Below are 14,897 nucleotides of genomic sequence, written 5' to 3'. Positions count from 1 at the left end.
GCCTGTACGCGGCCCGCCCGGCCGCCGCGCTGCTGATGGCCTTCTTCCTGCTCTGCCTGGCCAGGCCGCACACCGGCGGGGCGCCGGGTTCCGGTCAGTGGGATCCGGCTGTATACGCCACCGGCCGCGGACTTGGATGGCTGCTTCTCCCATCCTTCGCGTCCGAGAAAGGTGCCTCCCCATGCGGCTCGGCATCACCAGTCCCGTCGTCACGGCCGTCCCCGGCGGTCACTCGCCGTGGGAGCGCGGCGCCGGCATCGAGGAACTCGGGACGGTGGCCGAGGCCGCCGACCGGCTCGGTTTCCATCATCTGACCTGCGCGGAGCACGTCGCGGTGCCCGTGGACGTCGCGGAACAGCGCGGCGGGACCTACTGGGACCCGCTCGCCACCCTCGGCTACCTCGCCGCCCGCACCCGCCGCATCCGGCTCGCCACCCAGGTGCTGGTGCTCGGCTACCACCACCCGCTGGCCGTCGCCAAGCGGTACGGCACACTGGACCGGATCTCGGGCGGACGGCTCGTGCTGGGGCTCGGCATCGGCAGCCTTGAGGAGGAGTTCCGGCTGCTCGGCGCTGCCTTCGAGGGGCGCGGTTCCATCGCCGACGACGCCCTCGCGGCGCTGCGGGCGTCCCTGTCCCGGCGCGAGCCCGCCTACCACGGCGAACACTTCGACTACGAGGGCTTCGTGGTGGAGCCGCACGCCGTGCAGGATCGCGTGCCGCTGTGGATCGGCGGTCGGACGCCGCGCTCGCTCCGCCGGGCCGTCGCCCACGGCGACGGCTGGGTGCCGTTCGGGCTGCCGCTTGAGCGGCTGCGCGGGATGCTCGACGCGGCCGAACTGCCGGAGGGTTTCGAGGTGGTGCTGGGCGCGGAGCACCCGCTCGACCCGGAGGGCGACCCGGAGGGCACGGCGCGGGCGCTCCGGCGGGTGTCCGAGGCGGGCGCCACCCTGGTCGGCGTCTCGGTGGCCGCCGGATCGGCGCGCCACTACGTGGAACAGCTCGAGGCGCTCGCCTCGATCGCCGGGCTCGCCCCGGACGGCACGACCGCAGGCCCGCGGTCGTGAGCGAGGACCGGCCCGCGGCAGCGCGGGCGCGGCCGAGGAGCGGCACCACGGTACGGTCCGCCACCGCACGGGGCGGGGTCCGGCGGGGCCGCCACCGGCTCCCCCGGAGCGGGACCGGCTCCTCGGAACCGCCGGCCGCCGACGGGGTGTTCCACCGGCTGTGGGTAGCCTGAGGTATCACAGGTGCGAGGGGGTGGTGACGGCACGTCACCACCCCCTCGTCGTCCTCGCCGGTCCCGCGCGGGCGCCCTCCGAGCGGCGACGCGGGCCACGTGCCGATCCGCGGGCACCCGGGGGGCGGCGCGCTTCCGCCGCGGCCGCAGCCGTTGCGGAACGCGGCGTTCAGTGTGCGTGGCCGCCCCCTCGTGCGGATGGCGCCCGCCGCGTCAGCGGGCTCCGTACACCGGCTGTGGCGCCTCGGCGGCGGCCAGGAGTTCGCGTGCGGTCGCCCCGGCCTCGGCGGGGCTCCAGCGGGCGCCCTTGTCGGCCGTGGGGCCAGGCCGCCAGCCCTCCATCACGGTGATCCGCCCCGCCTCGGCCTCGAAGACCCGGCCGGTCACGCCGGCGGAGTCCGCGGATCCCAGCCACACGACGAGCGGCGACACGTTCTCCGGGGCCATCGCGTCGAAGCCGCCCCCGCCGGGCGCCGCCATGGTCTGCGCGAAGGTCTCCTCGGTCATCCGGGTGCGGGCGGCCGGGGCGATGGCGTTGACCTGGACGCCGTAACGGGCCGTCTCCGCGGCGGCCACCAGGGTCAGTGCGACGATGCCGGCCTTGGCCGCGGAGTAGTTTCCCTGGCCGACGCTGCCCAGCAGGCCCGCCCCGGAACTGGTGTTGATCACCCGCGCCTGCGGGACGCGGCCCGCCTTGGCCTCCGCCCGCCAGTGCGCCGCCGCGTGCCTGAGCGGGAGGAAGTGCCCCTTGAGGTGGACGCGCATCACCGCGTCCCAGTCGTCCTCGTCGAGGTTGACGAGCATCCGGTCGCGCAGGAAACCCGCGTTGTTCACGAGGGTGTCGAGGCGGCCGAAGGAGTCGAGGGCGGTCGCGACGAGGGAGGCGGCGCCGTCGTCGGTGGCGATGTCGCCGCCGTGGGCGACGGCCTCGCCGCCGGCCGCGCGGATCTCCTCGACGACCTCGTGCGCGGGGCCGCCGCCGCTGCCGGAGCCGTCGAGGCCCACGCCGAGGTCGTTGACGACGACGCGCGCGCCCTCGTCGGCGAAGGCGAGGGCGTGCGCGCGGCCGAGTCCACGGCCGGCGCCGGTGACGGCGACGACGCGACCGGTGCACAGGGCGGTCGGTGAGGTCATGACGGACGTCCTTTCGGAACGGGACGCGGGGGCCGGTACCGCTCAGTGGCACGGCGTTCCCCCGGCGTCGGGATCACTGCTACGTTCTGCCTAACAAACGTTTGGTGGAAAGGTAGCTGATCTGCTCATGGGTGTCTCCACCTCCGCCCCCCAAGAGGGCGTCGCCGTCGTCACCGTGGACGTCCCACCGGTCAACGCCCTCCCCGTGCGGGGCTGGTACGAACTCGCCGCCGCGGTCCGCGCCGCCGGCGCCGACCCGAAGGTCCGCTGCGTGGTGCTCGCCGCCGAGGGGCGCGGCTTCAACGCCGGCGTGGACATCAAGGAGATGCAGCGTGCGGACGGGCACGAGGCGCTCATCGGCGCCAACCGCGGCTGCTTCGAGGCATTCGCCGCGGTCTACGAGTGCGAGGTCCCGGTGGTGGCCGCCGTGAACGGCTTCTGCCTGGGCGGCGGAATCGGCCTGGTGGGCAACGCGGACGCGATCGTGGCGGCCGACGACGCCGTCTTCGGACTCCCGGAACTCGACCGGGGCGCGCTCGGCGCGGCCACGCACCTCGCCAGGCTCGTCCCCCAGCACCTGATGCGGGCCCTCTACTACACCTCACGCACCGTCACGGCCGCGGAACTGCACCGCCACGGCTCGGTGTGGCGGGTGGTCCCGCCGGAGGAACTGCGGGCGGCCGCCCTGGAACTGGCCGGCGAGATCGCGGCCAAGGACGGCTACCTGATCCGGCTGGCGAAGGCCGCCATCAACGGCATCGACCCGGTGGACGTCCGCCGCAGCTACCGCTTCGAGCAGGGCTTCACCTTCGAGGCCAACCTCAGCGGGGTCGCCGACCGGGTGCGCGACAGTTTCGGCACGGACAAGGAGCAGCGAGCGTGACCCAGGACAAGAGCATGACGGCCGACGAGGTCGTCGGCCGACTGCGCAGCGGCATGACGATCGGTATCGGCGGCTGGGGCTCCCGGCGCAAGCCGATGGCCCTGGTGCGGGCACTGCTGCGTTCGGACATCACCGACCTCACCGTGGTCTCCTACGGCGGACCGGACGTCGGCCTGCTGGCCGCGGCGGGGAGGATACGCAAGCTGGTCACGGCCTTCGGCACCCTCGACTCCATACCGCTGGAGCCGCACTTCACCGCCGCCCGCCAGCGCGCCGCGTTCGAGATGACCGAGCTCGACGAGGCCATGTTCATGTGGGGCCTGACAGCCGCGGCGCAACGGCTGCCCTTCCTCCCCGTGCGGGCCGGTCTCGCCTCGGACGTGATGAAGGTCAACCCCTCGCTGCGCACTGTCCGCTCGCCCTACGAGGACGGGGAGGAACTGGTCGCGGTGCCGGCCCTGCACATGGACGCCGCCCTGGTCCACCTCAACCGGGCCGACCGCCACGGCAACGGCCAGTACCTGGGCGCCGATCCCTACTTCGACGACCTGTTCTGCGAGGCCGCCGACCACGCGTACGTCTCCTGTGAACGGATCGTCGACACGGCGGACCTGCTCAAGGAGCACGGGCCGCAGAGCCTTCTGCTGAAGCGCCTGTTCGTGGACGGGGTTGTCGAGACGCCGAACGGGGCCCACTTCACGTCCTGCGCCCCCGACTACGACCGCGACGAGGCGTTCCAGCGGGCCTACGCCCGCGCCGCCCGCGAGCCCGAGGCGTGGGAGGCGTTCTGCGCACGGTTCCTGTCCGGTGACGAAGCCGCCTACCAGGCCGCCGTCACGGCTTTCCACCAGGAGGAAGCATGAGCGTCACCGAGACCGCCCTGCCGGCCCCGACCCGCGCCGAGTACTGCGTGGTCGCCTGCGCGGAGGCGTGGCGGGACGCGGGCGAGGTCCTGGCCAGCCCGATGGGCACCGTCCCGGCCATCGGGGCGCGCCTGGCCAGGCTCACCTTCTCGCCCGACCTGCTGCTGACCGACGGGGAGGCCCTCCTCATGGCGGACGTGCCCGCGATCGGCCGCCGGCCGGGGGTGGTGGAGGGCTGGCTGCCGTTCCGTCAGCACCTCACGCTGACCGCGACCGGCCGCCGGCACGTGATGATGGGCGCCAGCCAGATCGACCGCCACGGCAACCAGAACATCTCCTGCGTCGGCGACTGGACCAGGCCCACCCGGCAACTGCTCGGAGTGCGCGGCGCCCCGCTCAACACCGTCAACAACCCGACGAGTTACTGGGTGCCGAACCACTCCGCCCGGGTGTTCGTCGAGCGGGTCGACATGGTGAGCGGGGTCGGTTACGACCGGGCCGCGGAGACCGGTCCCTCCGCGGCCCGCTACCACCGCATCCCGGAGGTGATCACCAACCTGGGCGTCTTCGACTTCCGGACGGCCGACCGCACGATGCGGCTGCGTTCCCTGCACCCCGGGGTCACCGTCGAGGAGGTGACCGCGGCCACCGGCTTCACCCTCACGATCCCCGGCGACGTGCCGTACACGCGCGAGCCCACCCCCGCGGAGCTGCGGCTGATCCGCGAGGTCATCGACCCGCAGGCGCTGCGCGAGCGCGAGGTCCCGGCGTGACGGGGGCCGCCGGCCCGCCCGCGGTGTTCCGCACGGCGCTGACCGAACTGGCCGGAGTGCGCCACCCGATCGTGCAGACCGGCATGGGCTGGGTGGCCGGCCCCCGGCTCGTGTCGGCCGCGGCGAACGCCGGAGCCCTCGGCATCCTCGCCTCCGCCACCATGACCGTGGAGCAGTTGCGCGCGGCGGTCCGGGAGGTCAAGACCCGCACCCGAGCGCCGTTCGGCGTCAACCTGCGGGCCGACGCGGGGGACGCGGCCGAACGGGTGCGGATCATCGTCGAGGAAGGGGTGCGGGTGGCGTCCTTCGCCCTGGCCCCCTCCCAGGACCTGATCGCCCGTCTCAAGGACGCGGGTGTCGTCGTCATCCCGTCCGTCGGGGCCCGCCGGCACGCGGAGAAGGTCGCCTCCTGGGGCGCGGACGCGGTGATGGTGCAGGGCGGCGAGGGCGGCGGTCACACGGGTGATGTGGCCACCAGCGTGCTCCTGCCCCAGGTCGTGGACGCCGTCGACATCCCGGTGATCGCGGCCGGCGGCTTCCACGACGGCCGCGGCCTGGTGGCCGCGCTCGCGTTCGGGGCGGCAGGCATCGGCATGGGAACCCGCTTCCTGCTCACCTCCGACAGCACCGTCCCCGACGCGGTGAAGGCGAAGTACCTGGCCGCCACCGTCAAGGACGTCGTGGTCACCACGCAGGTGGACGGGCTGCCGCACCGGATGCTCCGCACCGGCATGGTCGACTCGCTGGAGCGCTCCGGACGCGCGGCCGCCCTGCTGCGGGCCCTGCGGCACGCCTCGGCGTTCCGGAGGGAGTCCGGAGCCTCCTGGCCCCAACTGATGCGGGACGGACTGGCGATGAAGCACGGCAAGGAACTGACATGGAGCCAGGTGCTGCTGGCCGCCAACACGCCGATGCTGCTCAAGGCCTCGATGGTCGAAGGCCGTACCGACATCGGGGTGATGGCCTCGGGACAGGTGGCCGGCCTGATCGACGACCTGCCGTCCTGCGGCGAACTGGTCGGGCGGATCATCGGTGAGGCACGGGTCGCGCTGGAGTCGCTGCCGCACCCGGCCGGCTGATCCGCGTCAACCCGGCGAACGCCGAAGGGGCGGTCCGGAGATCTCCGGACCGCCCCTTCGGGCTTCGCTCAGAGCCGTTCGATGACGGTGACGTTGGCCTGTCCACCGCCCTCGCACATGGTCTGCAGGCCGTAGCGGCCCCCGGTGCGCTCCAGCTCGTGCAGCAGGGTGGTCATCAGCTTGGCGCCGGTGGCGCCCAGTGGGTGACCGAGGGCGATCGCGCCGCCGTTGACGTTGACCTTGTCCGGGTCGGCGCCGGTCTCCTTCAGCCAGGAGAGGACGACCGGCGCGAAGGCCTCGTTGATCTCGACGAGGTCGATGTCGTCGAGGGACATCCCGGCCTTCTTCAGCGCGTACGCCGTCGCCGGGATCGGAGCCGACAGCATCCGGATCGGGTCCTCGCCGCGCACCGACAGGTGGTGGACGCGGGCGCGGGGGGTGAGGCCGTGCTCGGCGACCGCGCGCTCGGAGGCGATCAGCAGGGCCGCGGCCCCGTCGGAGACCTGGGAGGCGACGCCCGCGGTGATCCGGCCGCCCTCGACGACCGGCTTGAGGCCGGCCATCTTCTCCAGCGAGGTGTCGCGACGAGGCCCCTCGTCCACCGCCACGTCGCCGTAGGCGACGGTCTCACGGTCGAAGCGGCCCTCGTCGATGGCGCGCACGGCCCGCTGGTGCGAGCGAAGGGCGAAGCGCTCCATGTCCTCCCGGGTGATGCCCCACTGCTCGGCGATGAGTTCGGCGCCGTGGAACTGGTTGACGGGCGCGTCGCCGTAGCGGGCGCGCCAGCCCTCCGAGCCGAGGTAGGGGCCGTCGGTGAGGCCGAGCGGCTCGGCGGCCTGGCGACTGGCGAAGGCGATCGGGATCATCGACATGTTCTGGGTGCCGCCCGCGACGACCAGGTCCTGGGTGCCCGAGAGGACACCCTGCGCGGCGAAGTGCACGGCCTGCTGGGAGGAGCCGCACTGGCGGTCCACCGTCGTGCCGGGCACCTCCTCCGGCAGGCCCGCGGCGAGCCAGGCGGTGCGGGCGATGTCCCCGGCCTGCGGGCCGACGGTGTCCAGGCAGCCGAAGACGACGTCGTCGACCGCGGCCGGATCGACGCCGGTGCGTTCGACCAGCGCCCTGATGACGTGCGCTCCGAGATCGGCGGGGTGGACGGCGGACAGGCCGCCCTTGCGCCGGCCCACCGGGGTCCGGACCGCTTCGACTATGTAGGCCTCGGCCATGACTGCTCCTTCGTGTGGAATGTGGTGTCAGCCGCGAGGTGTGATGCCCTCGAGGACGATGGACAGGTACTGCCGGGCGATCTCCTCCGGGCCGTGGGTGCCGCCGGGGCGGTACCACGAGGCGGCGACCCACACGGTGTCGCGCACGAACCGGTAGACGAGCCGCACGTCGAGGTCCTCGCGGAAGACGTGCTCGGCCACGCCGCGTTCCAGGGAGCGCAGCCAGGCGTCCTCGAACTTCACCTGGGAATCGATCAGGTAGCCGAAGCGAGGCTGGGCGGAGAGGTACTTGGACTCCTTCTGGTAGATGGCGACCGCGGGACCGTGCCGGTCGATCTGCCGGAAGGACTCGGTGACGAGGGCCTCGATGGTCTCCCGCGGGTCGAGTCCGGAGGCGAGCACGGCGTCGTAGCCCTCCCACAGCTCGCCCAGGAAGGCGGAGAGAATCTCGTCCAGCATCGACTCCTTGGAGTCGAAGTGGTAGTAGAGGCTGCCCGCGAGCATCCCGGCGGCGTCGGCGATCCGGCGGACGGTGGTGGCGTTGTAGCCCTGTTCGGCGAAGACCCGGGCGGCGACGGCCAGGATCTCGGCGCGGCGCTGTACGGCGGAGTTGCTGCCCACCGGCCTCACGCCCTCTGGCTGCTAACGGAGACCGTCTCGCCGGTCATGTAGGACGAGTACCCACTGGCCAGGAAGACGATGACGTTGGCGATCTCCCACGGCTCGGCGTGTCGGCCGAAGGCCTCGCGCCCGGTCAGCTCGGAGAGCAGTTCGGGGGTGGTCACCTTCACCAGGTGCGGATGCATGGCGAGGCTCGGGGCGACGGCGTTGACCCGGACGCCGAAGTCCGCCGCCTCCAGGGCCGCGCACCGGGTCAGTGCCATGACTCCGGCCTTCGCGGCGGCGTAGTGCGCCTGGCCGCGCTGGGCGCGCCAGCCGATGACCGAGGCGTTGTTGACCACGACGCCCCCGCCGCCCTGCGCCTTGAGGCGGCGCAGGGCGGCCCGGGTGCAGCGGAAGGTGCCGTTGAGGGTGACGTCCAGGACCTTCGACCACTGGTCGTCGGTCATGTCGACGAGGTCGGACGTGCCGCCGAGGCCGGCGTTGTTGACGACGACGTCGAGGCCGCCGTGGCGCTCCGCGGCGAGCGCGAAGAGCGCGTCGACCTGCTGCTCGTCGGTGACGTCGCAGGGCAGTCCGGCGACCTTGTCCTCGCCGAACTGCTCGGCGAGTGCGGCGGCACTCTCCCGCAGACGCCGCTCGTGGGCGTCGCCGAGGACCACCCGGGCGCCCTCCTCGAGGAATCTGCGTGCGGTCGCACCTCCGATGCCGGCGCCCGCGGCGGCGGTGATCACCGCGGTGCGTCCGGCCAGGAGGGAGTGCCCCGGTACGGGGGTCGGTGGCTGGGGGGTCACGGTCGGATCTCCTTGGGCAGGCCGAGGACACGCTCGGCGATGATGTTGCGCTGGATCTCGTTGGAGCCGGCATAGATGGTGTCGGAGCGCGAGAAGAGGAACAGGCGCTGCCGGTCGTCGAGATCGTATGGCTCGCCGGCGGCGAGCATGCCGTCCGCGCCGCACACGTCCATGGCGAGCTCGCCCAGCTCCCGGTGCCAGGTCGCCCAGAAGATCTTGCCGATGGACGCCTCCGGCCCGGGTGCCCCGGAGGCCACGCCGTCGAGCATGCGCAGGGCGTTGCAGCGGATGGTCTCCAGCCCGGTCCAGGCGCGGGCGAGCCGGTCGCGGATCAGCGGGTCGTCGGCGGCGCCGTTGCTCTTGGCGAACTCGACGAGGGTCTCCAGCTCGCGCCGGAAGCCGACCTGCTGGCCGAGGGTCGAGACACCGCGTTCGAAGCCGAGGGTGGCCATGGCCACCCGCCAGCCGTCACCGGGGGCGCCGACGACGTGGTCGGCGCGAGTGCGGGCGCCGTCGAAGAAGACCTCGTTGAACTCGGACGTGCCGGTCAGCTGGGTGATGGGCCGGATCTCCACGCCGGGCTGGTCGAGCGGGACCAGAAGGTAGGACAGGCCCCGGTGACGGGTCGACGCCGGATCGGTGCGGGCGACCACGAAGCACCACTGCGACTCGTGGGCGAGCGATGTCCAGATCTTCTGCCCGGTGACCACCCACTCGTCGCCGTCCCGTTCGGCGCGGGTGCGGACGTTCGCCAGGTCGGACCCGGCGTCCGGTTCGCTGTAGCCCTGGCACCACAGTTCCTCGGCGGCCACGATCGGCGGCAGGAAGCGGGCCCGCTGCTCCGGGGTGCCGAAGGCGATCAGGGTCGGCCCCAGCAACTGCTCGGCGATGTGGTTGACCCGGGCAGGGGCATCGGCCAGGGCGTACTCCTCGTGGAACGCCACCTGCTGCTCGATGCTCGCCCCCCGGCCACCGTACTCCTCGGGCCATCCGACGCAGGTCCAGCCGGCGGTGGCCATGTGACGCTCCCAGGCCAGCCGTTCGGCGAATGCCTCGTGCTCACGACCGGGGCCGCCGCGGCCGCGAAGGCCCGCGAAGGCGCCGGTGAGGTTGGCGGCCAGCCAGCCGCGGATCTCGGCGCGGAACTCCTCGACGCTGCTCATGGGGGTACGTTAATCTACCAAACACTTGTTAGGGAAGGAGGGCCGATGTCCGCTGCCCCCGAGATGGCCGACGAGCCCGTGAGCTACGAGAAGCAGGGCCCCATCGCGACGGTGACCATGAACCGCCCCGACTACCGCAACGCGCAGAACTCCGCCATGACCTACGCCCTGGACAGAGCGTTCTACCGGGCCGCCGAGGACGACGAGGTGAAAGTCGTCGTCCTGGCCGGGGCGGGCAAGCACTTCTCCGCCGGCCACGACATCGGGACCCCCGACCGGGACGCCCACCTGCCGTTCGAGCGAAGGGCGGGGCTGTGGTGGGACCACTCCGACAAGAAGGGCGCGGAGAGCCGGTTCGCCCGTGAGTCTGAGGTGTACCTCGGAATGTGCCGCCGCTGGCGCGAACTGCCCAAGCCGCTCGTCGCCTCCGTGCAGGGCGCCTGCGTGGCGGGCGGCCTGATGCTCGCCTGGGTGTGCGACCTGATCGTTGCCTCCGAGGACGCGTTCTTCGCCGACCCGGTGGTGCGCATGGGGATCCCCGGCGTCGAGTACTTCGCCCACCCGTGGGTGATGCCGCCGCGCGTCGCCAAGGAATTCCTCTTCACCGGGGACCGCATGAGCGCCCGGCGCGCGTACGAGGTCGGCATGGTCAACCGTGTCGTCCCCCGCGAGGAACTGGCCGTACGCACCCGGGAGACGGCGCTGCGCATCGCCGAGATGCCGCGCATGGGCCTGGCCCTGACCAAGCGCGCCGTCAACCAGGCGGAGGACCTGCAGGGCCTGCACACGGGCATGGACTCGGTGTTCGGCCTGCACCACCTGGCACACGCGCACAACGCCGAGACCGCGCCGGACGCGCTCGGCGGCATGGACGTCCGGGCGATGAAGAAGGCGGGCGGCTGATGGACCTCGACTTCGACGAGACCGACGAGGCGTTCCGCGCCGAGGCTCGCGCATGGCTCGCCGCCCACGTGCCGACCACCCCGCTGCCCTCCCTGGAGAGCGCCGAGGGATTCGCCGCCCACCGCGCCTGGGAGGGCGAACTGGCCGCCGACCGCTGGTCGGTGGTGTCCTGGCCCGCGGAGTACGGCGGGCGGGGCAGCTCCCTCCTGCACTGGCTGATCTTCGAGGAGGAGTACTTCGCCGCCGGCGCCCCCGGACGGGTCAGCCAGAACGGCATCAACCTGCTCGCCCCCACCCTCTTCGAGCACGGCAGCGCGGAACAGCGGACCCGGATCCTGCCTTCGATGGCGAGCGGCGAGGTCATCTGGGCGCAGGCCTGGTCGGAGCCGGAGTCCGGGTCGGACCTGGCCTCGCTCAGGTCCACGGCCCGGCGGACCGACGGCGGCTGGCTGCTGAACGGCCAAAAGACCTGGTCCTCCCGGGCCGCCTTCGCCGACCGGGCCTTCGGACTGTTCCGCAGCGACCCGGACGCCGGGAAGCCGCACCAGGGGCTGACGTACCTGATGTTCCCGCTGGACGCCGAGGGCGTCACCGTGCGGCCCGTCGGACGCCTGGACGGCAGGCCGGCCTTCGCGGAACTCTTCCTCGACGACGTGTTCGTGCCGGACCAGGACGTCATCGGCGAACCCGGTCAGGGCTGGCGGGTCGCGATGAGCACAACCGGCAACGAGCGCGGGCTCACCCTGCGCAGTCCGGGCCGCTTCACGGCCGCCGCGGACCGGCTGACCGCGCTGTGGCGCGAGCGCGCGGACCCGGCCGACACGGCGCTGCGCGACCGGGTCGCGGACGCCGTGATCGGTGCCCACGCCTACCGGCTGTTCTCCTACGCGGGCGCCTCGCGCGTCCTGCACGGTGAGGACGGCCCGGCCGGCGCCGCGTCCAGCCTCAACAAGGTCTTCTGGTCCGAACTGGACATAGCCCTGCACGAGACGGCCCTGGACCTGCTCGGCCCCTACGGCGAACTCGCCGACCACGCGGACGACGCGCCCGCCCACGGCGGCTGGGCCGAGGGTTACACCTTCTCCCTCGCCGGACCGATCTATGCCGGCACCAACGAGATCCAGCGCGACATCATCGCCGAGCGACTGCTCGGCCTGCCGAAGGGACGCCGGTGATGCGGTTCCTCCTCGACCCCGAACAACGCGAGTTCGCCCGCCTGCTCGACGGGCTGCTCACCTCCTCCGACACCCCCGCCGCCATACGGGCCTGGACAGCGGGCGATCACGCCCCGGGACGGGCCGTGTGGAAGCGGCTCGCCGAGGCCGGAGTGTTCGCCCTGGCCGTTCCCGAGACCCACGACGGCTACGGCCCCCTGCCGCTGGAACTGTCCGTCGCCTTCGTCGAGCTGGGGCGGCACGCCGTCCCCGGGCCGCTGGCCGAGACGGTGGCGGCGGCGGCCCTCCTGGACCGGCTCGGCGACGCCGACATCGCCGGCGCGCACCTGCCCGGCATCTCCTCCGGCAGGAACGTCACCTCGCTGTGCCTGACCGAGCTGGGCCCGTACGCCCTGGACGCCGACGCGGCGGACACCGTCCTCGCCGTGGACGGCGACACCCTGCGCGCGGCCACCGGAACGGGCCCCGTACAGCCGTCGGCCGACCCGGGACGCCGCCTGTCGCGGCCGACCGGAGGAACGGTCGTCGCCGAGGGACCGGCCGTGACCGCGGCAGCCGCCTACGCGGCCGACATGGCCGCCCTGGTCACCGCGGCCCAGTCCCTGGGCCTCGGCCGGGCACTGCTCACCCGCACGGTCGAGTACGTGAAGCAGCGCACCCAGTTCGGGGTGGCCGTCGGCTCGTTCCAGGCACTCAAGCACCGGCTCGCGGACGTCCTGATCGCCCTGGAGTTCGCCGAGCCGCTGGTGCACGGCGCCGCGCTCTCGCTCACGGCCGGGGCCGCGGACGCGGGCCGGGAGATCGCTGCGGCCAAGGTCACGGCGGGCGAGGCCGCCCACCGGGCCGCCCGCACCGCCCTGCAACTGCACGGGGCGGTCGGCTACACCGACGAACTGGACCTGTCCCTGTGGATCCGCAAGGCGCGTCCGCTGCGTGACGCCTGGGGCGGCCCGGCCGCCTGCCGGGCCCGTGTCCTGTCCGCCTGACCCGCGCCGAGCGCGCCGAACACCGAGGGGAGCAGCCCGATGAGGCTGACGGAGGAACAGGAAGAGCTGCGGTCGGCCGTGCGGTCGTTGCTGACCCGGCACGAAGGAGCCGCGGCCTGGCGGCCGTTGGCACGGCAGATGGGCGTCGCCGGGCTCGCCGTGCCCGAGGAGTACGGTGGTGCGGGCGGCGGAGCCCGGGACGTCCACGTCCTGATGGAGGAGCTGGGCCGGTGCCTGAGCCCCCTGCCGCTGCTCGGCTCGGCGGTGCTCACGGCGGGGGCGCTGCTCGCCTCCGGCGACGAGGAGGCCTGCGGGCGGCTGCTGCCGCCGCTCGCCGATGGCCGCTCCGTGGGCGCGCTGGCCTGGGCCGAGCGCGGCTCCTGGGAGACGGAGGCGGTACGCGCGGAGGCGGTCCCGGGACCCGGCGGCGCCTGGTCGCTCACCGGGACCAAGGAGTACGTCCTGGACTGGCCCGAAGTGGACGTGCTGATCGTCGCGGCCCGTACGGGGGCGGGGGTCTCGCTCTTCGAGGTGGCGGTGGACGCCCCCGGGGTGCGCCGCTTCCCCCTGGTCACCATGGACGCCACCCGCGGTCAGGCCCGGTGGGTCCTCGAGGGCGCCGCGGGGCGGTTGATCGGCGTGGACGGGGAGGCGGACCGGACCCTGGCGCACGTCCGGGACCTGGCCTGCGCGGCGCTGGCCGCCGAACAGGTGGGCGCCGCCGAGCGCTGCCTGGAACTCACCGTCGCCTACGCGCGCGACCGGGTCCAGTTCGGCCGCGCCATCGGCTCGTTCCAGGCGGTCAAACACCGGCTGGCGGACGCCTACGTGCTGGTGGAGTCCGCGCGGTCGGCGGCGCTCGGCGCGGCCTTCGCCGCCGACGAGGACCCGGCCGCGCTGGAGAGGGCCGCCGCTGTCGCCAAGTCGGTCTGCTCCGAGGCGTTCTCGGCGGTGGCCGGGGACACGATCCAGTTGCACGGCGGCGTCGGCATCACCTGGGAGCACGACGCGCACCGCTACTTCAAGCGGGCACACGGAGCCGGCGAGCTGTTCGGCCCGCCCGCCGCGCACCGGGCGCGGCTCGCCGCCCGGCTCGGAATGCCCGCGCGCTGACCGCGCCGCCGGCGTACACAGAGAGGCCGTACACCATGGACATCGGCAACCCACTGGACTTCACAGGACGCGTCGTGCTCGTCACCGGCGGCACCAAGGGCATCGGAGCCGCCGTCGCCGAGGCGTTCCTCGCCGCCGGCGCCGACGTCGTCGTCTGCGGCCGCACCGCGCCGGACACCGTGCCCGCCGCGGGCGGACGGTCGGCGGTCTTCGTCGCCGCCGACGTGCGCGACGCCGAGGCGGCGGCCGGGCTCGTCGACAGCACGGCCGAACGGTTCGGCCGCCTCGACGTGCTGGTCAACAACGCGGGCGGCTCGCCGGACGCCGACGCGGCGACGGTCTCGCCCCGGTTCGTGGAGAAGATCGTCGCGCTCAACCTGCTCGCCCCGTTCTACGTGGCGCAGGCCGCCCACCGCGTGATGCGGACCCGCCCGGGCCGCGGATCAGTCGTCAACATCGGCAGCGTCTCCGCCCATCAGCCCCAGCCGGGCACCGCCGCGTACACCGCGGCCAAGGCGGGGCTGCTGGCGCTCACCAAGGCCCTCGCCCTGGAGTGGGCGCCCGAGGTGCGGGTCAACCACATCACCACCGGACTGGTCCGCACCGAGGGCGCCGCCGGCGTCTACGGGGCGGACGGCGGCGCCTCGGTCGCCGGCGTCATTCCCATGGCGAGGATGGCCGCGCCCGAGGACGTGGCCCGGGCCTGTCTGTTCCTCGCGAGCGACCTGGCCCGGTACGTCGACGGCGCCGACCTCGCGGTGCACGGGGGCGGAGAGTTCCCGTCCCGGTACCTCGCCGCGCGGCACGCCGAGGCGCGGCACTGAGGCATGGTGACACGCGCGTGGCCCGGCGCTTGACCTGGCCAAGGTCCGCAACATCGGGATCATGGCCCACATCGACGCGGGCAAGACGACCACCACCGAGCGGATCCTGTTCTACACGGGC

16 protein-coding genes are annotated in these 14,897 nt (G+C 73.4%); 11 read left to right on the top strand and 5 right to left on the bottom strand.

From position 1 onward, the window contains the following. Nucleotides 1–181 precede the first annotated feature (181 nt). Nucleotides 182–1,066, top strand: coding sequence for a TIGR03619 family F420-dependent LLM class oxidoreductase (locus ABZ836_RS30070; RefSeq protein WP_356139346.1), 885 nt, complete (start codon nt 182–184; stop codon nt 1,064–1,066). Between the two features lie 386 nt (nt 1,067–1,452). On the opposite strand, the gene ABZ836_RS30065 is transcribed toward ABZ836_RS30070, so the two are convergent. Next, on the bottom strand, nt 1,453–2,373 hold the full coding sequence (locus ABZ836_RS30065; protein ID WP_361147484.1) for an SDR family oxidoreductase: 921 nt from the start codon (nt 2,371–2,373) through the stop codon (nt 1,453–1,455). Nucleotides 2,374–2,500: 127 nt separating this feature from the next. On the opposite strand from ABZ836_RS30065, the gene ABZ836_RS30060 reads away from it, so the two are divergent. The 4 genes from ABZ836_RS30060 to ABZ836_RS30045 are packed head-to-tail and all read left to right on the top strand — an operon-like array spanning nt 2,501 to nt 5,971. Next, on the top strand, nt 2,501–3,256 hold the full coding sequence (locus ABZ836_RS30060; protein ID WP_356139350.1) for an enoyl-CoA hydratase family protein: 756 nt from the start codon (nt 2,501–2,503) through the stop codon (nt 3,254–3,256). 14 nt (nt 3,257–3,270) lie between these two features. Beyond that, nucleotides 3,271–4,119 carry a CoA-transferase gene (locus ABZ836_RS30055; RefSeq protein ID WP_356139371.1) on the top strand — a complete coding sequence of 283 codons (849 nt, stop codon included), beginning with the start codon at nt 3,271–3,273 and terminating at the stop codon, nt 4,117–4,119. Beyond that, complete coding sequence (locus tag ABZ836_RS30050) at nt 4,116–4,892, top strand: CoA-transferase (protein ID WP_356139352.1); 777 nt, start codon at nt 4,116–4,118, stop codon at nt 4,890–4,892. The genes ABZ836_RS30055 and ABZ836_RS30050 overlap by 4 nt, the downstream gene beginning before the upstream one ends. Beyond that, on the top strand, nt 4,889–5,971 hold the full coding sequence (locus ABZ836_RS30045) for a nitronate monooxygenase (protein WP_356139354.1): 1,083 nt from the start codon (nt 4,889–4,891) through the stop codon (nt 5,969–5,971). Before ABZ836_RS30050 ends, ABZ836_RS30045 begins: the two co-directional genes overlap by 4 nt. 68 nt (nt 5,972–6,039) lie before the next feature. Here ABZ836_RS30045 and ABZ836_RS30040 read toward each other — a convergent pair whose 3' ends face one another. Genes ABZ836_RS30040 through ABZ836_RS30025 form a run of 4 tightly spaced genes read right to left on the bottom strand, consistent with a single transcriptional unit; the run spans nt 6,040 to nt 9,775 of the window. Further along, the gene (locus ABZ836_RS30040) at nt 6,040–7,197 is read right to left on the bottom strand and encodes an acetyl-CoA C-acetyltransferase (RefSeq protein ID WP_356139356.1); all 1,158 of its coding nucleotides are present in this window, start codon (nt 7,195–7,197) and stop codon (nt 6,040–6,042) included. A 27-nt stretch (nt 7,198–7,224) separates the two neighbouring features. Continuing rightward, nucleotides 7,225–7,827, bottom strand: a complete 603-nt coding sequence (locus tag ABZ836_RS30035) for a TetR/AcrR family transcriptional regulator (RefSeq protein WP_356139358.1) — start codon at nt 7,825–7,827, stop codon at nt 7,225–7,227. Then, the gene (locus ABZ836_RS30030; protein ID WP_356139359.1) at nt 7,824–8,612 is read right to left on the bottom strand and encodes an SDR family oxidoreductase; all 789 of its coding nucleotides are present in this window, start codon (nt 8,610–8,612) and stop codon (nt 7,824–7,826) included. Before ABZ836_RS30030 ends, ABZ836_RS30035 begins: the two co-directional genes overlap by 4 nt. Beyond that, nucleotides 8,609–9,775 (bottom strand): acyl-CoA dehydrogenase family protein, encoded by a 1,167-nt coding sequence (locus tag ABZ836_RS30025; protein ID WP_356139361.1) that lies wholly within the window; start codon nt 9,773–9,775, stop codon nt 8,609–8,611. The genes ABZ836_RS30030 and ABZ836_RS30025 overlap by 4 nt, the downstream gene beginning before the upstream one ends. Nucleotides 9,776–9,820: 45 nt before the next feature. Here ABZ836_RS30025 and ABZ836_RS30020 point away from each other — a divergent pair, with 45 nt between their 5' ends. From ABZ836_RS30020 to ABZ836_RS29995, 6 genes are all read left to right on the top strand, one after another. Beyond that, entirely contained in the window at nt 9,821–10,678 is an 858-nt protein-coding gene (locus ABZ836_RS30020; protein WP_356139363.1) for an enoyl-CoA hydratase, read from the top strand. Next, entirely contained in the window at nt 10,678–11,853 is a 1,176-nt protein-coding gene (locus tag ABZ836_RS30015; protein WP_356139365.1) for an acyl-CoA dehydrogenase family protein, read from the top strand. The genes ABZ836_RS30020 and ABZ836_RS30015 overlap by 1 nt, the downstream gene beginning before the upstream one ends. Next, on the top strand, nt 11,853–12,839 hold the full coding sequence (locus tag ABZ836_RS30010) for an acyl-CoA dehydrogenase family protein (protein ID WP_356139367.1): 987 nt from the start codon (nt 11,853–11,855) through the stop codon (nt 12,837–12,839). The genes ABZ836_RS30015 and ABZ836_RS30010 overlap by 1 nt, the downstream gene beginning before the upstream one ends. Nucleotides 12,840–12,878: 39 nt before the next feature. Continuing rightward, nucleotides 12,879–13,952 carry an acyl-CoA dehydrogenase family protein gene (locus ABZ836_RS30005; protein ID WP_361147476.1) on the top strand — a complete coding sequence of 358 codons (1,074 nt, stop codon included), beginning with the start codon at nt 12,879–12,881 and terminating at the stop codon, nt 13,950–13,952. Between the two features lie 35 nt (nt 13,953–13,987). Beyond that, a complete protein-coding gene (locus ABZ836_RS30000; RefSeq protein WP_356139369.1) occupies nt 13,988–14,776 on the top strand; it encodes an SDR family oxidoreductase in 789 nt (262 codons plus the stop codon). 34 nt (nt 14,777–14,810) lie between these two features. Beyond that, a partial coding sequence (locus ABZ836_RS29995; protein ID WP_361147487.1) for a GTP-binding protein occupies nt 14,811–14,897 on the top strand: 87 nt, incomplete at its 3' end.

Origin of the sequence: Streptomyces sp. NPDC047130, assembly GCF_040643475.1 — a bacterium.
In the GTDB taxonomy this organism is placed as follows: domain Bacteria; phylum Actinomycetota; class Actinomycetes; order Streptomycetales; family Streptomycetaceae; genus Streptomyces.
This window is presented reverse-complemented; position numbering and strand designations above follow the sequence as displayed.